Origin of the sequence: Methylobacterium tardum, assembly GCF_023546765.1 — a bacterium.
Classification (GTDB): Bacteria; Pseudomonadota; Alphaproteobacteria; order Rhizobiales; family Beijerinckiaceae; genus Methylobacterium; species Methylobacterium tardum.
Map to the genome: position 1 here is coordinate 1126310 of NZ_CP097484.1, position 18900 is coordinate 1145209.

An 18900-nucleotide genomic window follows, 5' to 3' on the forward strand; every position below is an offset into this window, starting at 1 on the left:
CGCCCCACATCGGCCTCCCGCCGGCACCACGCCGCGCTCGCGCACCCCCGTGGGTAATTACGGCATGGGCGCCTCCTTGCCCCGTCAACCCGCAGCCACCCAGTATAGCTTCCGATCGGACGAGCCCCGCTCTAGCGAGTTTTGATGAACTCAGAGCAACTTTTGTGGGAGCGCAAACCTTGAACAACTTTCACGAGGCCGGAGCAGATATGTAAAGCGTACGACTATATGAGCAACCTCATCTAAGATCGCGGCGGCTCATGCGGTCCGCCGCTCCCTCCAGTTCCGGCCCGACTGGGATTGCATCAAGGAGGATCGGTGGAACGTCGAGGACTTTCGCCATGCTGAACCCGAATTCATCGAAGCTCGCGAGGGTCGGGATAAAGTAACGGGCAAGTCTGGGACGCCCAAAGACGAGGTAGATTGCAGACGAGCCGTTCGGGCGCGCGAGACAAGAGCCAGGGTGCAGATCTGGCCCTTGAGCGATCGTCTCAACCTCGTTGTGCTCGATAATCCGCTCGTCCGCGAAGAGGGCCTCATAGGTCTCCGGGTCGGCGACGCGATGGCGCAATCCCTGGAAGATCATCCAGACCTCGTCGCGGCCGGGCTGACGCAGCCGCAGTCCGTCCAGATTCGTCAGCGCCATCCGCATCAAGGGACCTCTCACTCACGCAGGGATCGCTGGTTGTCTCGCCTATAGACTTGCAAGCACGCCCTTGCGCTGTGCGATCGCCTCTCGCTGCCGTGTCAAGCGATCGCGCAACGTGGGGTCATCTGCAGCTGTCGCCCGCACCGGGCACTCCAGGGATGCCACGGACAGGGTGGTGGATACACTCGCCCGCAGCGCTTCGATCTCGCGGCGGAGATGAGCGATTGTCTGATCCTGCTCGGCCCGGACGCGCCACAGACCGGCCGCCTCCTGCTGGAAGGCGTGGGCGCGCTCCGACTGTTCGATCCACACAATCTCGAGGGCGCGCACGAGTTCTTCAAGTTCGGCAGGGGAGCGGCTCACGGCGGGAGTCTCGATATCCGTTGCGGTTCCGTCAGGAGAAGAAATCTGAAACGTTCCGCGCCATGACCGCGCGTGTAAAATCAGTCCGAAAAGCCTCCTGCGCGGCGCCGGCAAGCCGAGCGAACACGGATGGGTCACTCGCGATCCAGCGTAGCATGTCGTAGACTGCGCGGGCGTCGAGCGTGGCGCACACCGCGCCTGCCCCAGTCCGATCTAGATATTGCGCAGGCGAGGAATCGTAGGGTGCGTGGCACAGGATCGGTCGCCCGGCCGCCGCGTACATGACGATCTTGGACGGGAAGCTCAATCGCGCGACCTCGGTCATCTCCTCCCGGAATGGGTAGGGGCAGTACAGGATGTCGGCGTGGAGCGCGAGGGTATCAATGGCAGCCTCCGGGGGCAAATATCCCCAGTGCGTGCAGTGCTGCTGAGGAAGATTGCCTGGGCTTCCGCCAAGATAGAGGATTCGCACCGTCCGGCCACCGACCAACCAATTTTCCGCTTCGAGGCCGCTCACAAGCACATCCCATGCATCGTTCGCGTAGAACTGGCCGGCCATCCCGACGACGATCTCGTCGCAACGGCGTAGCGCGAGCGGTGGCATGCGCGCGGCCGTGGGCTCGTACCCGGAGATGATAGGCACGCAGCGCGTCCCGTAGAGCTCTTGGTAATGCGCCGCCATGTTCCACGAGGCGGTTGCGCAGGCGCGGCTCCCCCGTAACGTCGCGTCGAACTGAGCGAGCACGGCGAGCGAAGTCTCGTCATCGACGTGGTGCTCGCGCAACCACCATGAGAGGGGATCCCAAACCTGCGTGTAGAGCGGCACGCCCAGCGCTTCGGCGAGTGGGAGCGCCATGCGGACAATGGTCTGACCCTCCAGCATTGCCCAGACAGCGGTAACGCCTTGCTCCCGGCCGAATGCGACCGCCTGCGCCACGAGTTCATCCCGGCAAACCGTCGCCTTGAAGCGCTCAGCTGCGATTGCGCCCTCAAGACCCAACTCCCATTCCCCGCGCTCGTTCGGCTTGTCCACGATCCGTAGCGGGATCTCCGACAGGTCGGGGCAGAGTTCGGGACGGAGTTCCGGGTTGAGAACAATGAAGCCGGCGACCGAGCCCGACTGCAGAAGCCGGCACTGCTCGGCCAGCACAGCGCCTCCGGTAAAATTCCGGCACGGCGGGATGTCAGCGAGGAGGAGCAGTTTCATCTCGGACCCGGTGGAGCGTCAGATCTTCAGGAGGACAGGCGGCTCGCAGCCCGACCGCTTCCGAGCGGCCCGCAGAACGGGTTCGTAGAACGCGGCCACACGGGGCGCGAGCTTGGCGCGGTCGAGCCGCTTGCGGACCGTCTCGGCGTTCACCCGTGCCGCCTCGTCTACGAGCCCGTCGTCCTCTAGGGCGGTGAGGATCCGCTGGCGGATCAGTCCCACATCATGAGGCGTCGTGAGGAAGCCCCCGACGCCGTCGTCGAACCATTCCTCGCAGCAGGACGTATTAGTCTGGATCGGGAAAGCACCCATCGCCATCGCCTCCAGCACCGATGTGCTGATGGCGTCCGAGACGCTTGTCCCAACGTAGAGGCGAGAGGAGGCGAAGGAGCGAAGCATTTCGTCGTGAGAGGCCGACCCGACGATCCGGATGTTCAGGGTGCCGTCCGCGATCAGCTGTTGGGCCCGCTCCAGTGGCTCGTGGCCGACCGAGTAAAGAATAATCTCGTAGTCGCGCAGCTGGTTCCCCAACGAGACCAGAGCGTCCAGCGTCGTCATCGCTCGTCCGGCGAAGTGCTGGTAGCCCTTAACCATAATGCACCGCCGTGCCGACGGCGGCACACCCGAGCTGAGCGCCGCGACGTGATCGAGGTCGAAGCCGCCCGTGTTCGGGAGGACCGGCAGCACAGGGCCGGCATAGCCGAAATCGCGCGCAAGCAGGATGTCGCGGTGGCACTCGCACGAATAGAAGTCGGCCGCCGCGAGCAGGCGAGTGATCTCGGCGCGGTGGGCCAAGTCGTGGCCGAAATGGAAAATGTCGCTGCCCCAGTTGGTTGCGATCCAGAGGGGAAAGGGCTCGCGCGCTCGCAGCTTGGCCTGCAGCACGAGGTAGCCGGCGTGCTGAAATTCGAGCGAGTGAACGACATCAGGCCGCAGCTCCTGAATGAGCGCTTCGAGTGAGCTTGGCCCCTGCATTAGAGGCGCGGTCCGGCCGGACCCGCCAAGCGGCACGCGACCTGCGCGTAGGGCCTCGATCCCTCCGACGTCAGATAAGGTAACGGGGAAGGGCTCTACCCTGAGTCCAGGCGCGCGTGCGCGTGCGAAAGACGGTGGCGGGCGTTCGAGGCGGTCCTCCGGGCGCGGCCCGGCTAGTTGTGGCCGATGCAAAGTAACACCACAAAGGCTATCGCTCGGCGCCACGGCATTGACGGGGAATAGGTGTAAATCCCAGCCACGGTCTGCGATCATCTCGATCCAGCGGGCAACGTGGGGGCTCGACTGCATGCCAACGAAAAGGATGCGTGGCCGCGATCCCTTGTGCGCGACGGCGACGTTCACGATCTTCCCCCGTTAACGGCCGCGTCGAGCGCCGACCAGAAGCTTTGCCGCGCGGACACGAGGGCGAACTCGCCTGCTGCCGCGTATTGCCGACGCACGAGGTCGGCTCGCAGGGTCTCGTCACGCCGCAACTTGAGGAGAGCGGCCGCTAGAAGCGGTACGCTGGGCTGATCCACAACGAGCCCGCAGCCGCGCTCACGGAAGAAGCGGGCAAGCCAAGAGTCCTCGGGCGCGTGGACCAGGATCGGACGGCCGGACGCGAGGTACTCGCCCGTCTTAAGCGGCGCCGACGTCCTAATCACGTTAGGAATGGCCTCGAAGGCAAGGGGCAGGAACAGCACGTCCGCCTCAGCCTGCAAATCAAGGGTTTCCGTCGGTGAAAGCGCCCCGTGGAGCCGTAACTTCGGACCAGCGAGGCCATTGAGCTGCAGTGCCTCCTCGCTTTGATGCGACGCGACGTGGAGTTCCCAAGATTCGTCGATCCAATCGAACCCTGCTAGGAGATTGCGGAAGGCATCGGCTTGCGCATGGTAGACCGAGCCCGTGTAGGCGATGGTCCATGCCTCATCCGCGCTGCGGGGAGGTCGCGGGCTCACGTCTGGCTCTCGGACGGCCGGTGCAGGATTGCGGATTACCGCAAAGGGGGCGACCAGGTCAGGGTTGCGTACCCGCATCTCACGGGTCATCTCTTCGTTGGCAACCAGGATCGTCGCGGCCGCGGGCGCCCAGACCCGCTCCTGAAGCAGTGCGGCCGGTCGCTCCAGACGTTCATCGGTCCATTGGTAAACCGGATCATCGAACAGGTAAGCAACAAAAGGGACTCCGAGTGCGGCCGCTACCTTGGCACCGACGGATAGGTCTGCAATTGCCCCGCTGCAGCCAACAACAACTGTTGCCCCCAGGTTTGCCAGCCGCTCGGCGAGGCGCACCGTCCAGTCCTCGATGCTTAACAACAATCCGGCGCACCGGTTGAGGATTGTAGCGCGGCCATAAAGGGAATTGTCTGTTGCTGAGGTGGGACCGCGTTCCGCGTACCAGATGTTCTCTTCGGGGAGGACAATCACTTCGGCGAAGTGCCCGCGGACCTGGTCGAGCCCCGGCCCTGCGCGTAGCGAGACAAGGACGACGTCGGCTCCGGACCGCGTAAGGGCATCGAGCACGATCGTCTGTCCGGAGCGCCCATCAGTATAGGCACTGCAGACAAGCACGACTCGATGGTTTTGGCCGGTGAATCTGGCCTCACTCGTCGCGGCATTGTTTGTAGTCACCTTGCCGGCTGTCAATGCTCCCGGTTCCGTGCTCATACGCCAGTCCTCGGCTTGGATGCAGCTCGGATGTTCCTGTGTTGCGGATCATCAAGATTCGCCACGGTATCGCTGATCGCACGCACGCGCTCGTGGAGCTGGGTTGATACCGCATTGATCTGAGCGGCAGCCTCCGCCCGGATGTCATCGATGCGTTGACGCTGCTCCGCGACAACCTGATCAGTCCGTGCCTCGGCGGCCCTAAGACGCGCAGTGAGGTCAGCGGTCTCCTGGACAGCCTCGTCGCGTGCTGCTTCAGCGGCGGCAAGGCGAGCAGAGAGGTCGGCGATTTGAGCTTCGCTTCGGGCGGTCGCGGCAGCCGCCTCATCTCGCGCTGCTTCCGTTTCGGCCATGTGGCCGCGCACCTCACTGAGTTCGGTTTTACCGCGGGCGATCTCCTGAACAGCCTCGTCGCGTGCTGCTTCAGCGGCGGCAAGGCGATCGACCAATTCGCGCCTACCAGACTCGCGCTTCTCTGCGGCCTCAGCAGCCTCGTGCTGGACCATCCTGAGGGCTTCCTCAGCCGCCTTCTTCCCGCTCGCCTGCTCGGCCAAGTTGGCACGCAGGGCATTAATTTCGGCACCACGAGCCAGCAGTTCGGCACTCAGGTCCTCACGTTCCGCCGCGACCACTTCTTTGGCGCGCGTCTGCTCCGAGAGTTGCTCAGTAAGAAGAGTGTTTCTCGCCTCGAGGTTCGCAGTCTGGTCACGCCAGCGCGCATCCACCTCGCGGGCCTCTTGCTCCCGAGCCCTGATCTGCTCGGCGGAGATGGCCGCCGCGGCCTGCAGTTCGCCGATGATCTCCAGTGTCGCACGGACGCGAGTGCGCAGTTGCCGAGCGGTCTGTGTGGAGGACCGGAGTTCGGCCTCGCGTTCGAGGTGAATTTCGCGCTCACGTTCGAGTGCCGCCTGCGCCTCGGTGACACGACCTAGTAGTTCCGCATTCTCCGCCGAGGCGAGATCAATCGCCTCGTTGATGTTGTGCAGCCGCTCCCGGAGCGCTATCTCGCGGTCGAGTGCTCCTCTCAAATCGGAGGACAAGGCGGCATTCTGCGCGGAGGCTGACTCGCTTAGCGCCTCGCTCGCGTGTAGCCGCTCCCGGAGCGCTATCTCGCGGTCGAGTGCTCCTCTCAAATCGGAGGACAAGGCGGCATTCTGCGCGGAGGCTGACTCGCTTAGCGCCTCGCTCGCGTGTAGCCGCTCCCGGAGCGCTATCTCGCGGTCGAGCGCCTCCAGGTGCTCGCTCTGCTGCTCTCCGAGTTCGGTCTGGACTGCGAGGTAGCGCGCCGTCAGGGCGTTCAGGTCGCGCACGAGTTCAGTCTGAGCGCGCTGCCCCCCGTCAAGTCGACTCGCGCCATCCCTCGCGGTCTCGAGGGCTGCCCCAAGTTCGCTCTGAAGCCGCGCCAGCTCCGCCTCCAGAGCCGCAAGGGCCATGTGGGCATGCGCGAGGTCGGACTTCAACCGGTCCACCCTCGCTGTCGCCCGTCGAACGGGCGGCAGCAGGCGAAGCGCCGTCTTAACAGTGGAACGGATCGTCACGGTGTTTGATCGCTATCGAGCTTTCCAGGCCTGCGCGCAGGGGAAGTCGTATCGACTTGCCTTCGGCTCACCGAGCACGGAACTCGCAAGCAGCGAGCGTCCGTGCGAAGGACTTTTGGTGTCTTCTGGTGCGTTGTGCATCGACCGGAAATCGCGGAGGGCGGCGTGTTGGGATCTCGGAGGGGCCTGACGCCCGAGGGGCGGTGCCCACGCGCGGCTTCGCCTGGTGTCGTTTCCACCACCCCATACTCAGCTTTACTCGCTCGGTCGAGTGCGAAGCTCGATCGTGGAGGACGTGCGTCAGGCCTGTCCTCCATCCGACGTGCTACCACCAGACCTGTTGGTGCGACGGACGCGGGTCGGCCGCGAGCCCGGCTGGCCCAGTTCTTCGGAGAACGGTTCGTCACGGGTCTTCTTACGCCGGGTCACGATCTGGCGGACACGCCTCTCCGCATCGTCGAGTGACTCACTGAGCATCTGCAGCGCGTCCACGTTTTGGATCGCACCAGCGAGATCGTTGATTGTCTCGGTCAGGTCAGAACTCGATAACCGCCGGCTCCGGTCGGATTTCGTGGTGCAGGCACCCGGATCGGCCACGCAGTACAGCACGGTCTCGCCATCGCTGACAGTATAATTCTCCAAATAGAACCTGTACCCAAGATTAAGACCGTCGATATAACGCGGAATATCAATGTAATCGTCCCAGGCGTGATAGAGCGAGATCGCCAACTTCGGCAGGAAACGGCGGATAGAATTCTCAGCGCCGCGCAGCGCTGAGAGCTCGTGCCCCTCGATATCCATCTTGATAAAATCAATACGAGCCAGGACACGCTCCTCAACTAATGCATCGATAGAATGAACAGGTATTTTTGTGGCATTTTCTACGGCACTAAATCCGGGGTTTACTTTATTTCTCACCGGGGTTCCGTCTTCGTTGCTTTCTCCAAGTCCGGCCGGAATAACCATAACATTGTCGATGCCGTTGCGTTGAAGGTTCGATCTTATGATCTGCAGATGAACGTCCAGCGGGTCGAAGCAGTAGACGCATCCCGATGAGCCGACCGCTGCGGAGAAGCTCAGGGCCGTGTCTCCGAAGCAGGCTCCGGCGTCGATAGCGTGATCACCCCGACTCGGCTTAATTTCGATGCCGTACTTACTGAAAAAATATTGCTTCAACATAAAACTGAAGAATATATTATCCCGAAGGCAGTCGATTTTGTGGCATTTTCCGCCAATCTCAACCTCAAACTGATTGATAAGCTGCCCGCCTGGGAACTTGGAGAATTCCGAAGCCGTCGCAGGCATTGACCCTGAGTGACGCAAGGCTGCGAAATAGAACTCCCTATCTGGAAAAAGATCGACGTTGTTTTGACCGATCGCGCGAAACGCCAGGAGGTCTACAAATAGATTCTTCGAGTAAGCATCCTCTAGAAGACGAAATGTTTCCGACAGCCCCTCCCAATTGGATGTCATGAATGTCATAAATCCCGCTCGGTATTCTTCGACAGCGTCCTTCGCAGCACTTCGAAGAGGAAGATACCCACGGTAGACGTTCGGCTGCGGGGCGTCTGGACCGCGTGCCATCGCTCGGAAAACGCGATGCCTTAACGCCCGTGCGTCATCGCTCAGCGTGGCCTCGGTCATCGCGGGTTCCGTCTACGGGAGGGGAGGAAATTCGGCGTTCGCGGCGCGGCAAGCGGTGGCAAGCCGCCCCCGTGCCGGTCACACCTTTGTTCAGGACGGCCTCAGTTCGCTTCAGCGACGAATGTGGCATTTTCCATGCTCAGCAGGGTAGGGGGGCCCGTATCTACTTCAAGCCGGAGAGCACCATCCGGCTGGATCAGGACAATGGCCGCCTCCCAGCGCGCCCCTCGGTGGACGTATCCTGAGACGTGCAGTGGGTGCGCCGGTCTCGCCCCGACCGGCAGCGTCGCTACTGGCCCAAACGTACCCGGACCAGCGCCGACCTGTCCGTTAAGGCTCACTGTGCCGTCGGTCGCGATCCGGAAGCGGAGGCCCTGGCTACCGGCCGCTGTCGTCCAGCCCGGGAGGGGAGGCAGCGGGCTCCAGAGGCCGCGCACCGTACCGGGGGCCTCGATGGCCGTTATCCAGGGCGCCCGATCGATAGCGCTCGTCTGGGTCAGCGCGCCCGGCTCAACCGTTGTGAGCGAGGTGGAAGCTGCTGCGCGCAGGTGTACGCGTCCGCGCTCAGGGTTACACACGAAACGGTTGTCGCCCCGGACTAGGGTATGGGTCGTCGTGCCGAGAAGGTAGATGCAGTCGGCGGTCTGTGCCCGTGAATGATCGAGAACGTCGGCACCGAGATTATTTCCCTCAATCGTCGTGCCGTTACAATCCTCCAGCACGATCAGCGCCTCCGGCCCGCGGTGATCGCCGGCCCATTGCGAGATCATCTCGCACTGGTTGCCCGAAATGCGGCAGCGAAACCCGTTTTTCAGGTAGAAGCTTCCGGCGGAGGTGCAGTTGTTATTCTCGAAGGATGCATTGGCGGCGCCACGCACGAATTCGATGTCGAACGCGATATTGCGTCCCTTTACCCAGTTGCCGCTAAAGATCAGGCTGTCCCCGCCCTCGTCATGCGCACGCCACCGACGAAGTAGTTGTTCCGGATAGTTGAGCAGTAAAGGCCGTTCGGATCGGTCGGGTGCGGGAGATAATAGAGCGCGTACCCACCGACGGTCACATCTCCCATGGCCGTCCCAACGACGTCGCCGACCGCGACCCGCTCGATGATCAGCTCAGCATTCGACGTGTAAGGGTGGGCCGTGTGGTCGATGACGAGGCCGTGCCGGCCGCGCCCATTCACCTGGGGTTTGATCGCCAGCGACGCGAGTCGCCAGCCCACAAATTTGGTACTGGCGCCGTCGAGCTGAGGTTTCAGCGTGATGACGTCCTCATCCGGCGGGAAGTCCGATGTGAGCACGAGGGGCGACGCGCTCCCGGCTCCTTCGACCTCGATCCAGCCCGACGCAGTCACGCCGCTGTTCAGGAGCACCGGCTGTCCCGCCGGGATCGTGAACGTGCCTCCGGCCGCAAACGCTGCTTTGAGGCAAGCGGTGTCGGCGGCCGCGTTCCCCTGTCCAGCTCCGCCGGGGCCGAACTCAAGATAACTCGGCCTGCGCCTCGTCTGCGCGGCGGCTCGATTTGAGACATCGGGAGAGGCAACCGCGGCGCTTCTAGCCTGGACTGGCATCAGGCACGTGCCCTGAATGGTAGCGAAGGCGCCCGCGAGGCGGAGCAGTCCACGGCGGTTCGGCGTAAGGCAAGGGGTATCAAGCATAATCCGCCTCCGATCGGTCACGTTCAGGCTCGTATCGGGAGACGCCCGCCTGGTGTTCTATCTCTGGTCCCGCCGAATCCGGTTCGTAACTGGAGACGATGTGGGCGAGGCGCTGGACCTCTCTTAGCAGCTCCTCGTTCAGTCGGGTCGCGAGAAGGCGGTCGCTCACCGCCAGCGAGAGCCTAGCCTCCGTCTCCTGCAGCACCGTGCGGGTCCGATCATGCTCGCAGCTCGACTCACGGATAAGCCGGGTCGCGGTACGATGCGCGCTCTCCAGGAATTCGATCCGCCGCACGAGCAGCGTCTGAATGATCTGTGACGCTTCGCGGGCAGCGCGCAGACCCTCTATCTCGAAGCGATAAGCTTCGTTTCCCTGTCGGACAGCTTCAGCAGACAGCGCACTGCGCCGCAAGGGGAGCCAGCGCTTGAAGAATATTGGGGTCAACGGCAATCTCGGCGGGTTGCCGCACGCAGGCGCTTAAGGTCCGTGCTGTGCTCGCGGTGGCGGGGATGCGCCTCAGCCCAACGCAGAAGCTGCGCGCCGTCGCTGCGGGCGGTGGGCCGGAGCCTCGACAGCGGCTGCTCCAGTCCGAGCAGCGCGCGACCTGCGACCGCCTCGATCCAGCTCGCGCCGGGGGGGTAGTCGGGTTCAACGAACAAGACTCCCGACGCCCATAGCACGCGATGAATCATCACGGTCGAGGTCTCGAGCGGCGACCCCCCCAGGACCTCCGGGTAGACCGTGCCGGCGAAGCAGCCAGAGGAAATGCACGTGCCGTCTGGGTCGGTGTAGGACGTGTGCGAAATCGCGTAGCCGCCCGCCGACATAGCCTCGACCTGCTGCGCAATTTTCCCGGGTTCATATATATCTGGAGCGAGCAGGAAAGCGACATAGAACCCAGTCGCCATCATCAGGCCGGCGCGGAGACGGGCAGTGACCCGTGCCTCGCCGGAGGCGACCCATGTCGCGACAATGCTGGACGCTGCGATCGCGGCACGTGCGCTCTCCGCCAGAGCCGCCCGCTCTCCGACGAGGACCAGCTGATCGGGCGGTCGAGTCTGCGCCAAGACGCTCGCGACCGCACGTCCGGCGCCGACAGGGTCAACCTGCAGCCCGTCGGCTCCCAAATCTAGGACGACGGAGACGCGAACCTCGCTAGCCGCTTTCCCGGCAAGATCTAACGCCCGATCAGCCGCAGCGCGGTTGGGACTGCGGTAGCGGAGGAAATCGGCACTGCGGCGGAGAAAACGCTCGCGGCTGCCATCGAGAAGGGCCGCTTCGAGCTCGGATGTCTGTTCTATTACCTCCGTCCAAAAGGCATTGCTCTCTTGGCGAGCAGCTTGTGTATGTGAGCCCTGGTTCCGATGCTGGCGGACGCGCACGAGCGGTATCGGGATGTGGACAAACCGGGCCTGCCTGCTAAGGCACCACCAAGTCCGGTAATCTTGCGTATGCGGGTATCCCTCCGCGATCCCGCCTATTTCGAGAAGGAGCCTCCGGGGCGCGAGAATTGTACAGCCGTTGATTTGACCGTCGTAGAACGCGAGCCACGGGCGCGGAGTCAGCTCGCGCCGGTCGAAGCGTTCTATACCGGTAATTTCGCCCTTCTCGTCGATCCAGCTAAGGTCAGAGTACAGGAGGGCATCCTGGGGTGAACCAAGACGGACGTAAAGCGCGACCTGGGTAGCGACCTTGGTGGGCTCGAACACGTCATCGTGCGACAGCCAGCAGAATAGTTCGCCGGTCATCTCGTGCAGAACCCGGTTCAGAGCTCCAGCCACTCCGGTGTTCGCCTGCTGGATGAACCTGATCCGCTCGCCGTACGCCCAGGCAATGCCCGCCGTCGCTCCGCCATCGTCGGAGCCGTCGTCGACAACAAAGACTTCGAGGTTTGCATAGGTTTGGGCAAGAGCGCTATCGATCGCCTCGGCTAAGAAGTTCGCGCCGTTCCTGACGGGGATTGCGACTGTAGCGCGGGGGCCAACCACATTTGCCTCCCTGCAGCGTTCGCAGTGATAACGCTCAAGCCGAACCGTTGGGCGGTTCTGCATCATGGCGGCGGTCATAGTCCAGATGCTTCGCGGCGATCAACATCCTGCCCGAGCGGGCGCGGATCAAAACCGGAGCCTCATGACGATCGGTTATGCCGCCACGCGCAGGCTGCCTAGACCAGATGTTCGCCCGAGAGGGGGCGACCCGTTTCTCATCATGCAGATCGGCGAGGGTTGCGCCAGTGTCTGGTGCCGAGCCTGATGCATAGGAGACGGGTCGTGGAGCAGGCTACCACGTTTATCGGATTGGACGTGCACAAGGAGACGATCGCGGTCGCTCTCGCCGAGGTGGGCCAGCGCGGCAGGGTGCGCGAGTACGGCAAGATCGCCCATAGGCCCGCGGCCGTGACGGCGCTCGCGGCTAAGCTGGCCCCGACCGGCCGGGCCTTGCAGTCCTGCTATGAGGCGGGCCCTTGCGGCTACGGCATCCAGCGCCAGCTGACGCTGGCCGGAAACGGCTGCGTGGTGGCCGCCCCTTCGTCGATCCCGCGCAAGCCCGGGGTCGGATCAAGACGGATCGGCGCGATGCGGTCAATTTGGCCAAGCTGCGCCGGGCCGGCGAGCTGACGCCGGTCTGGGTTCCCGATCCCCAACATGAAGCCATGCGCGATCTCGTGCGTGCGCGGCAGGCCGCGGTGCGGGCCCTGCGCCAAGCGCGTCAGCCGTTGAGTGGTTTCCTGCTGCGGCAGGGCCGCCCTTATCACCGGCCGGCTCGGACACTGATGCATCGCCGCTGGCTGGCGGGCCTGCGCTTCGAGCACGCGGCACACCACATCGTGCTGGAGGATGGCATCGCGGCGGTCAAGGCGGCTATGTCTCGGCGTGACCGCCTGGAAGCCTAGATCGCGGCGGCGCTGTCTGACTGGCCCCTTGCACCGGTCGTGCGTACACTGCAGGCGCTGCGCGGCATGGCGCTTATCGCGGCGGCGACGCTCGTTGCCGAGCTTGGCGACATCAGTCGCTTTGCCAACCCGCGTCAGCTGGTGGCCTATCTCGGACTGGTCCCGTCCGAGCACTCCAGCGGCGGCAGGGCGGCATCCCCAAGACGGGTAACGGTGCGGCCCGTCGCACCTTGGTGGAGGCGGCCTGGAGCTATCGCTTCCCAGCTCGGATCAGCCGCGAGCAGCTCCTGAGGCAGGAGGGACTGGCCCAGCCGATCCGCGACACGACCTGGAAGGCGCAGGAGCGGCTGTGCCGGCGGTACTGCACGCTGTGCCGAGCGGGAAAGCCGCCGACCGTGGTCGTCACCGCGATCGCACGCGAGTTGGCGGGCTTTGTCTGGGCCATTGCCCGACAGGCGCCGCCGATCGGCGCCCGTTGAGCTGATACCTGTAGCACGCGAGAAGTGAGGACCTTACCGGCACAGCACCATCCAACGCTGAGCAAGGCCGGAGGCACGGTCCCGGTTAAGAGGACCCTCGCCACCACTACCAGCCGGATCTCATCCGACGCTGGCTTCTAGACAGAGGATGCTCCGCGACGCATCCGGTCCGGCGGCACCCAACCCGTGCATCAGAGCAGGATCAACCGTCGTCTCAGGATCGTGCCTCCAGCCCTGCTCAGCCGCGGCCACGAGGATTAGCTCGACAGCGAGCAGTGATTTGTCATGCCTACAGCTTGAAATGGCGAACATTAGAGCAGTGGAAAATCAGTCCAGGGTTACGGCGGCTGGCGGCTTGGCGTAGCTGGCGCAGTACAGATCGACCAGCACTCGCCCGAGCCGGATCAGGTCACGCAGGCCCGGCGTGTTCTCCAGCCGGGAGACGGTGGGCTGGCTCATCAGGTCCACGCCACTCTCGGGCAGGCGTCCGCAGGCGAGCTTGAACGCAGGGTCGGCACGCAAGTGGTCGAGGTCGTCGGCATCCTCATACCCGCAGGCGATGGCCAGGATGCGGGCCAGAAGGATCTCGGGAAGCGGGTGCAGCACCCGGCTCGGATCGCGTCGATCCGGGATCACGGCGGCGAGCTTCTCGGCGATGCCGAGCCGTCGTGCGGCCTGAGCCAACAGCAGGATGCCACCGTCCGAGGTCAGGCGTCCGCCGTCGAAGGCGGCTGTGAGCTTCTTGCCCCGGACGGATGGAAACCCGAACGAAAGCGCGTCAAGATGGACATGGCGGGCGTGGCGGGCTCGATCTGGTCACAGGTCTTGGCGTCAGCACCCAATCCCTAAGCCACATCAATGTCTTACGCTAAGCTCGCCACCTCAGATCCACCGCCCTCGTGAATAAGATAGGCTAGTTTTTCGCATAGACATTCCGCCGTGCATTGAAGCAGCCGAGGCGCATGGCAATTTATGGAAAATATATTGCAGTCAATAAGAATGCCCCGCACGCCGGTGCCGGCGGCGCTGCAGCGACTGGAGGCGGAACGGCTCGCGACCGCTTTGCCGCTATCAAATCCGCCGCCGCGTCTTGGCGGAGCAGGACAGCGCCACGTCCGCTTCGCCCTAGCGCTTCTGAAAGATCACAGCACCGGCCGCCATAATATCATTCATCGCCGCTGGAGAGAAAATATCGTTGTCCATCCGGTCGATCTTCTTCCAGGCCCACGCGGGAAGAGAGTTCGGATCGATGCCGGCGTAGCTGCTTAGACTGTAGGTGATCTGAGAGCGGAATTTACCTGAGGCACCGTCGAGCGGGTAGGTGATCAGCTCAGCGCCACTTTCATCGGCCATTTCTTGGAGGACAGATCGGGGAAAAACCCACTTATCGTCCCGGTCACGCCAGCCGGGGAGCTGATCGCGCTTGATCTGCACGCTCAAGGCGAACGCAAAGTTCCTGAACCACTCGATGGTGGTACTGATCTCCTCCCTTCGTTCGGCCTCGTCGATGATGTCGAGGAGCAGCAAGCGCATGATCGCGTTGCCCAGCTCGAACGGCTCGAAGAAGATCGCACAGCCTTTCGGCTTCAAAACTCGCATTGCCGCTTTAACGAAATACTTTGGATCCGCTAAGTGGTGGAGGATGGCGGATCCGACCACGAGATCGGCCACACCCTCTTGTATATATGGCTTCTGCGCGTCCATCGCGGCGAGCAAGCACTTGTCAGAGGCTTTACGCGCATCTACCAACCGTTTGGCGATAGCCAGCAAATTCGGACTGATGTCGCTCGCGATGATCTCGGAATCGGGGAGAAGCTCTATGAGAGGCAGCGTGCTGTTCCCGAACCCGCAGCCATACTCGACAACGAGCGGAGCTTCCTTAACGCCCATGCGACGGAACGCGCCGGCAAATAGCGCCTTCCAATAATCAAAGCCTTGATGCTTGGCGTAATATTCCTCGGCATCCTCTAAAAATGCGGCATTTACTCCTTCACGTTTCTGTCCGATCTCGGACTGTGGAGTCAAAACACCTCGAAAAGCCTCATTCTCCACATCACCGAGGTCCGCCAACGGTTCATTGAAGTAGCGCGACAGGGGATGCATGTGGCGAGGCTCTTCGAGAGATCAATCCCTGCGGAATAGCTGAGCGCTCCGCCAGTCTCAACCAAAGGCTGATCCAATACGTCTAGCGCTCTAGGTGTATGGTCCCGGGATGAGGTGTGACGGGTCGATCCTGAAACGATTAGGCTCTTTCGTCCAGGCGTTCAGGATGAACTCGGTGGGTGTCAGGCCGCGCAGGGTCTTGAGCCGACGAGCGTGATTGTAGGCATCGGCGAACAGGTGCAGATGCGTTCGAAGCTGGTCGTGGCTGTCGTAGTGGTAGCGCTTGACCGTCGCGTCCTTGATGGTGCGGTTCATCCGCTCGACCTGTCCGTTGGTCCAAGGATGGTTCACCTTGGTCAGCCGATGCTCGATGTCGTGCTCGTCGCAGACGCGGTCGAAGATGTGCTGGCTATCGTAAATGTCCTGCCGGCGTGATGTGAACTGGACGCCGTTGTCTGTGAGCACGGTGTGGATGCGGTAAGGCACCACCTCGATGAAGTCGCGCAGAAACTGAGCAGCGTCCATCTTTCCGGCGCTCTCCACGAGCTGCACGAAGGCGAACTTGCTAGTTCGGTCAATAGCCACGAACAGCCTGAGCTTGCCCTCAGCCGTGCTCACCTCGGCGATGTCGATATGGACGTAGCCGATGGCGTAGCTCGCAAAGCGCTGCTTCTTGGGCTTGTCGCCGTCGATCTCGGGCAGTCGGCTGATGCCGTGCCGTTCCAGGCAGCGATGCAGCGAGGAGCGCGTCAGGTGCGGGATCGTTGGCTGCAAGCCGTAGAGGCAGTCGTCAAGCGGAAGCAGGGTGTGACGGCGGAAGGCGACGATGATCGCTTCCTCCTCAACGGTGAGCACGGTGGAGCGCGGCTCCTTGGGGCCCATCCGGGCATCCGCTGTGCTCGTCCGTTTGCGCCACTTCTGCACCGTCGTCGGGCTGACGCCGTAGCGCTTGGCCAGCGTTCTTACGCTCTCTTCACGTAGCTGGATCGCGCGACGGACTGCCTCCGTCGTGGTAGCGCTTCCATGGAGAACCTGGCCCATAGCGCATCCCTTGCAGCATGATGGTCAACCGTACCACCACACCGCGGGATCAAACACCCAAGACGCGAGTAGCGCTCGAGACGCATGGCGCCGCAAAGCTGGAGACCCCACGTAACGTGGACCTGAGCGCGGCTGAGGGCGATGCTGTCAACAGCGCCACGCGCGGCACGTTCCCGAGTCCGCCTGGATCGTCTGCACGGCCTGCAGTGACGCGTGAGACACGCCTTCGATCACGAGGTCGTGTATGACGATCTCTGGTTGTGCCGCGAGAAGCTACATGCCCGAACTGTCCGCAGACGAGATCAACCACAATCTGACTAGGCATGCTCTGCTGCCTCGCGAGGAACGTTGGCGCAGGCTAGGCCAGCGCCCGGCAATCGCGTGGCTCACAGGGCTTTCAGGCGCCGGCAAATCGAGTATCGCCAATGCAGTCGACCGCGCCCTGACACAAAGCGGGCGCCACACCATGGTGGTCGATGGCGACAACCTGCGCCTCGGCCTCAATCGGGATCTCGGCTTCAGCGCGGCCGATCGAGCCGAAAACATCCGCCGCGCGGCTGAGGCGGCCCGCCTCATGGCCGAGGCTGGGATCGTGGTGATCGTCTCGCTCATTTCGCCCTTCCGTGAAGAGAGGGCGGCGGCACGGCAAATCGCGGGCGACATTCCGTTCTTTGAGGCCTTTATCGACACGCCGCTTAGAATTTGCGAGGAGCGCGATCCAAAGGGACTCTACAGCCGGGCCCGGGCCGGACTGATCCCCGACTTCACCGGTATCTCTGCCCCCTACGAGCCTCCGGAGAAGCCCGATCTTGTCGTGCGCACAGAGGGGTGCACAGCTGAACAATCCGCTGCCCCGCTCGCTTCAGAGATGATGCGCGTGTCGGCCCCTGAACTCGCCTGCATAGACGCCACAGGCACACACGGTCTTGATGGGATTATCCCGCCTAGTGCAGCATGAAGGGCCAGCCCTTGGGCTACCGGGCGGAACCATCTGCAGATACATATCATTGGATTGGCGTCAGGGTTTACCGAAACGGACCGCGACTATGAAGCTTTTTCGAAAACGCCTGTTTGTGGGCCAGCATTTTTGCTCTGCGGATGCGCGTCTCGAAGGCACAGTGATCGCAGTCTGGCCCATTGAAGAGGGATCGGAAGCACTCATCCAGCCCCTGCACGCGAGCACCGCTGCTGTGCGTGTGTTTGTGCCGTTCGAGGCAAAGCCGGAGAGGCGCTAGCCTATCTTATTCACGAGGGCGGTGGATCTGAGGTGGCGAGCTTAGCGTAAGACATTGATGTGGCTTAGGGATTGGGTGCTGACGCCAAGACCTGTGACCAGATCGAGCCCGCCACGCCCGCCATGTCCATCTTGACGCGCTTTCGTTCGGGTTTCCATCCGTCCGGGGCAAGAAGCTCACAGCCGCCTTCGACGGCGGACGCCTGACCTCGGACGGTGGCATCCTGCTGTTGGCTCAGGCCGCACGACGGCTCGGCATCGCCGAGAAGCTCGCCGCCGTGATCCCGGATCGACGCGATCCGAGCCGGGTGCTGCACCCGCTTCCCGAGATCCTTCTGGCCCGCATCCTGGCCATCGCCTGCGGGTATGAGGATGCCGACGACCTCGACCACTTGCGTGCCGACCCTGCGTTCAAGCTCGCCTGCGGACGCCTGCCCGAGAGTGGCGTGGACCTGATGAGCCAGCCCACCGTCTCCCGGCTGGAGAACACGCCGGGCCTGCGTGACCTGATCCGGCTCGGGCGAGTGCTGGTCGATCTGTACTGCGCCAGCTACGCCAAGCCGCCAGCCGCCGTAACCCTGGACATCGGCGATACCTGCGACGTGGTCCACGGCCAGCAGCAGCTGTCGCTGTTCAACGCCCATCACGATGGCCGCTGCTTCCTGCCGATCCACGTCTACGACACCGCCACCTCGCGCCCGGTGGCGGTGATCCTGCGGCCGGGCAAGACGCCGTCGGGCCGAGAGGTGCGCTCTCATCTGCGCCGCCTCATCAGGGCGATCCGCCGCCACTGGCCGACGACCGCGATCACCATCCTCGGCGATGGCCATTACGGGCGGCCCGAGGTCATGGACTGGTGCGAGGACAACGGCGTGGCTTACGTCTTCGGGCTGACCGGCACTGATCTGACCGGCTGGCTTTGGACCGGGCTGATTGAGAGGATCAGCCAGGACCAGAGGAGTCGGACATGCGGCGAGGTCAGAAGACGAGCGCGGAGCAGGTTGTGCTGAAGCTGCGCCAGATCGAGGTGCAGACAGCCCAGGGCAAGAGTTTAGCGCTGGCGTGCAAAGAGGCGGAGATCTCCGAGCAGAGCTATTACCGCTGGCGCAGGGAGTACGGCGGCCTCCAGGTCGACCAGGCCAGGAAGATGAAGGACCTGAGCGCGAGAACGCGCGGCTACGCCGGCTCGTAGCTGACCTGTCTTTGGAAAAGCAGGTGCTGGCGGAGGTCGCCTCGGGAAACTTTCTCTATTCGGGGTTCATCGGTCAACGCCCTTTCGTGCGCATCCTGGTTCGACGCGTGATCGGCCCTGTGGAGCTCTTGCTTCTCTCCGAGGTCAGCGAGCGCCGCCTCATGATGGGGTTAGAGGGAGTGGGCGGATCCATCTAAGCCGCGCGCTCGGCAGAACCGACGCTCGAGTTTCCTCGGTCTCACCCGCTCCCGTCGTCC

14 protein-coding genes and 4 pseudogenes are annotated in these 18900 nt (G+C 63.2%); 4 read left to right on the forward strand and 14 right to left on the reverse strand.

The genetic code is table 11. The features are described from left to right. Positions 1–238 precede the first annotated feature (238 nt). From M6G65_RS05435 to M6G65_RS05485, 11 genes are all read right to left on the reverse strand, one after another. Positions 239–652: a hypothetical protein gene (locus tag M6G65_RS05435; protein ID WP_238200042.1), complete on the reverse strand. Its 414-nt coding sequence runs from the start codon at positions 650–652 to the stop codon at positions 239–241. Between the two features lie 42 nt (positions 653–694). Continuing rightward, positions 695–1012: a hypothetical protein gene (locus M6G65_RS05440; protein ID WP_238200043.1), complete on the reverse strand. Its 318-nt coding sequence runs from the start codon at positions 1010–1012 to the stop codon at positions 695–697. Between the two features lie 31 nt (positions 1013–1043). Beyond that, positions 1044–2162 carry a glycosyltransferase family protein gene (locus tag M6G65_RS05445; RefSeq protein WP_238200044.1) on the reverse strand — a complete coding sequence of 373 codons (1119 nt, stop codon included), beginning with the start codon at positions 2160–2162 and terminating at the stop codon, positions 1044–1046. Positions 2163–2237: 75 nt separating this feature from the next. Further along, positions 2238–3194, reverse strand: a complete 957-nt coding sequence (locus M6G65_RS05450; protein WP_238200045.1) for a glycosyltransferase family 4 protein — start codon at positions 3192–3194, stop codon at positions 2238–2240. 359 nt (positions 3195–3553) lie between these two features. Next, the gene (locus tag M6G65_RS05455) at positions 3554–4861 is read right to left on the reverse strand and encodes a glycosyltransferase (RefSeq protein WP_238200046.1); all 1308 of its coding nucleotides are present in this window, start codon (positions 4859–4861) and stop codon (positions 3554–3556) included. After that, on the reverse strand, positions 4858–6399 hold the full coding sequence (locus M6G65_RS05460; protein WP_250103672.1) for a coiled-coil domain-containing protein: 1542 nt from the start codon (positions 6397–6399) through the stop codon (positions 4858–4860). The genes M6G65_RS05455 and M6G65_RS05460 overlap by 4 nt, the downstream gene beginning before the upstream one ends. Before the next feature lie 300 nt (positions 6400–6699). Beyond that, on the reverse strand, positions 6700–8043 hold the full coding sequence (locus M6G65_RS05465) for an FkbM family methyltransferase (protein WP_238200206.1): 1344 nt from the start codon (positions 8041–8043) through the stop codon (positions 6700–6702). A gap of 101 nt (positions 8044–8144) precedes the next feature. Beyond that, on the reverse strand, positions 8145–8921 hold the full coding sequence (locus M6G65_RS05470; RefSeq protein ID WP_250103673.1) for a hypothetical protein: 777 nt from the start codon (positions 8919–8921) through the stop codon (positions 8145–8147). A gap of 53 nt (positions 8922–8974) precedes the next feature. Next, positions 8975–9415, reverse strand: coding sequence for a hypothetical protein (locus M6G65_RS05475; RefSeq protein ID WP_250103674.1), 441 nt, complete (start codon positions 9413–9415; stop codon positions 8975–8977). A 277-nt stretch (positions 9416–9692) separates the two neighbouring features. Beyond that, a complete protein-coding gene (locus M6G65_RS05480) occupies positions 9693–10145 on the reverse strand; it encodes a hypothetical protein (protein ID WP_238200210.1) in 453 nt (150 codons plus the stop codon). Next, positions 10142–11767, reverse strand: a complete 1626-nt coding sequence (locus M6G65_RS05485) for a glycosyltransferase family 2 protein (protein ID WP_238200226.1) — start codon at positions 11765–11767, stop codon at positions 10142–10144. Before M6G65_RS05485 ends, M6G65_RS05480 begins: the two co-directional genes overlap by 4 nt. Positions 11768–11953: 186 nt before the next feature. Here M6G65_RS05485 and M6G65_RS05490 point away from each other — a divergent pair. Further along, a pseudogene (locus M6G65_RS05490) lies at positions 11954–13073 on the forward strand (IS110 family RNA-guided transposase). 330 nt (positions 13074–13403) lie between these two features. Here M6G65_RS05490 and M6G65_RS05495 read toward each other — a convergent pair. The 3 genes and pseudogenes from M6G65_RS05495 to M6G65_RS05505 form a co-directional block, all read right to left on the reverse strand. Further along, positions 13404–13864: pseudogene (locus tag M6G65_RS05495) on the reverse strand (transposase); the annotation flags it as partial. Between the two features lie 334 nt (positions 13865–14198). Continuing rightward, positions 14199–15176, reverse strand: coding sequence for a class I SAM-dependent methyltransferase (locus M6G65_RS05500; RefSeq protein WP_238200320.1), 978 nt, complete (start codon positions 15174–15176; stop codon positions 14199–14201). A 90-nt stretch (positions 15177–15266) separates the two neighbouring features. Continuing rightward, positions 15267–16217 (reverse strand): IS481 family transposase, encoded by a 951-nt coding sequence (locus M6G65_RS05505; RefSeq protein ID WP_250103675.1) that lies wholly within the window; start codon positions 16215–16217, stop codon positions 15267–15269. Between the two features lie 277 nt (positions 16218–16494). On the opposite strand from M6G65_RS05505, the gene cysC reads away from it, so the two are divergent. The 3 genes and pseudogenes from cysC to M6G65_RS05520 all read left to right on the forward strand — a co-directional run. Then, positions 16495–17175 carry an adenylyl-sulfate kinase gene (gene cysC, locus M6G65_RS05510; RefSeq protein WP_238200324.1) on the forward strand — a complete coding sequence of 227 codons (681 nt, stop codon included), beginning with the start codon at positions 16495–16497 and terminating at the stop codon, positions 17173–17175. 399 nt (positions 17176–17574) lie between these two features. Continuing rightward, positions 17575–18461, forward strand: a pseudogene (locus tag M6G65_RS05515) (IS1380 family transposase). Beyond that, a pseudogene (locus M6G65_RS05520) lies at positions 18419–18699 on the forward strand (transposase); the annotation flags it as partial. The pseudogenes M6G65_RS05515 and M6G65_RS05520, both read left to right, overlap by 43 nt. Positions 18700–18900: the final 201 nt, after the last annotated feature.

Excerpts from the sequence above, each read along its gene's own strand:
- M6G65_RS05435 (WP_238200042.1), bottom strand. The coding sequence starts at position 652 with ATGCGGATGGCGCTGACGAATCTGGACGGACTGCGGCTGCGTCAGCCC.
- M6G65_RS05450 (WP_238200045.1), bottom strand. The coding sequence starts at position 3,194 with ATGCAGGGGCCAAGCTCACTCGAAGCGCTCATTCAGGAGCTGCGGCCT.
- M6G65_RS05455 (WP_238200046.1), bottom strand. The coding sequence starts at position 4,861 with ATGAGCACGGAACCGGGAGCATTGACAGCCGGCAAGGTGACTACAAAC.
- M6G65_RS05465 (WP_238200206.1), bottom strand. The coding sequence starts at position 8,043 with ATGACCGAGGCCACGCTGAGCGATGACGCACGGGCGTTAAGGCATCGC.
- M6G65_RS05485 (WP_238200226.1), bottom strand. The coding sequence starts at position 11,767 with ATGACCGCCGCCATGATGCAGAACCGCCCAACGGTTCGGCTTGAGCGT.
- M6G65_RS05500 (WP_238200320.1), bottom strand. The coding sequence starts at position 15,176 with ATGCATCCCCTGTCGCGCTACTTCAATGAACCGTTGGCGGACCTCGGT.
- M6G65_RS05505 (WP_250103675.1), bottom strand. The coding sequence starts at position 16,217 with ATGGGCCAGGTTCTCCATGGAAGCGCTACCACGACGGAGGCAGTCCGT.
- cysC (WP_238200324.1), top strand. The coding sequence starts at position 16,495 with ATGCCCGAACTGTCCGCAGACGAGATCAACCACAATCTGACTAGGCAT.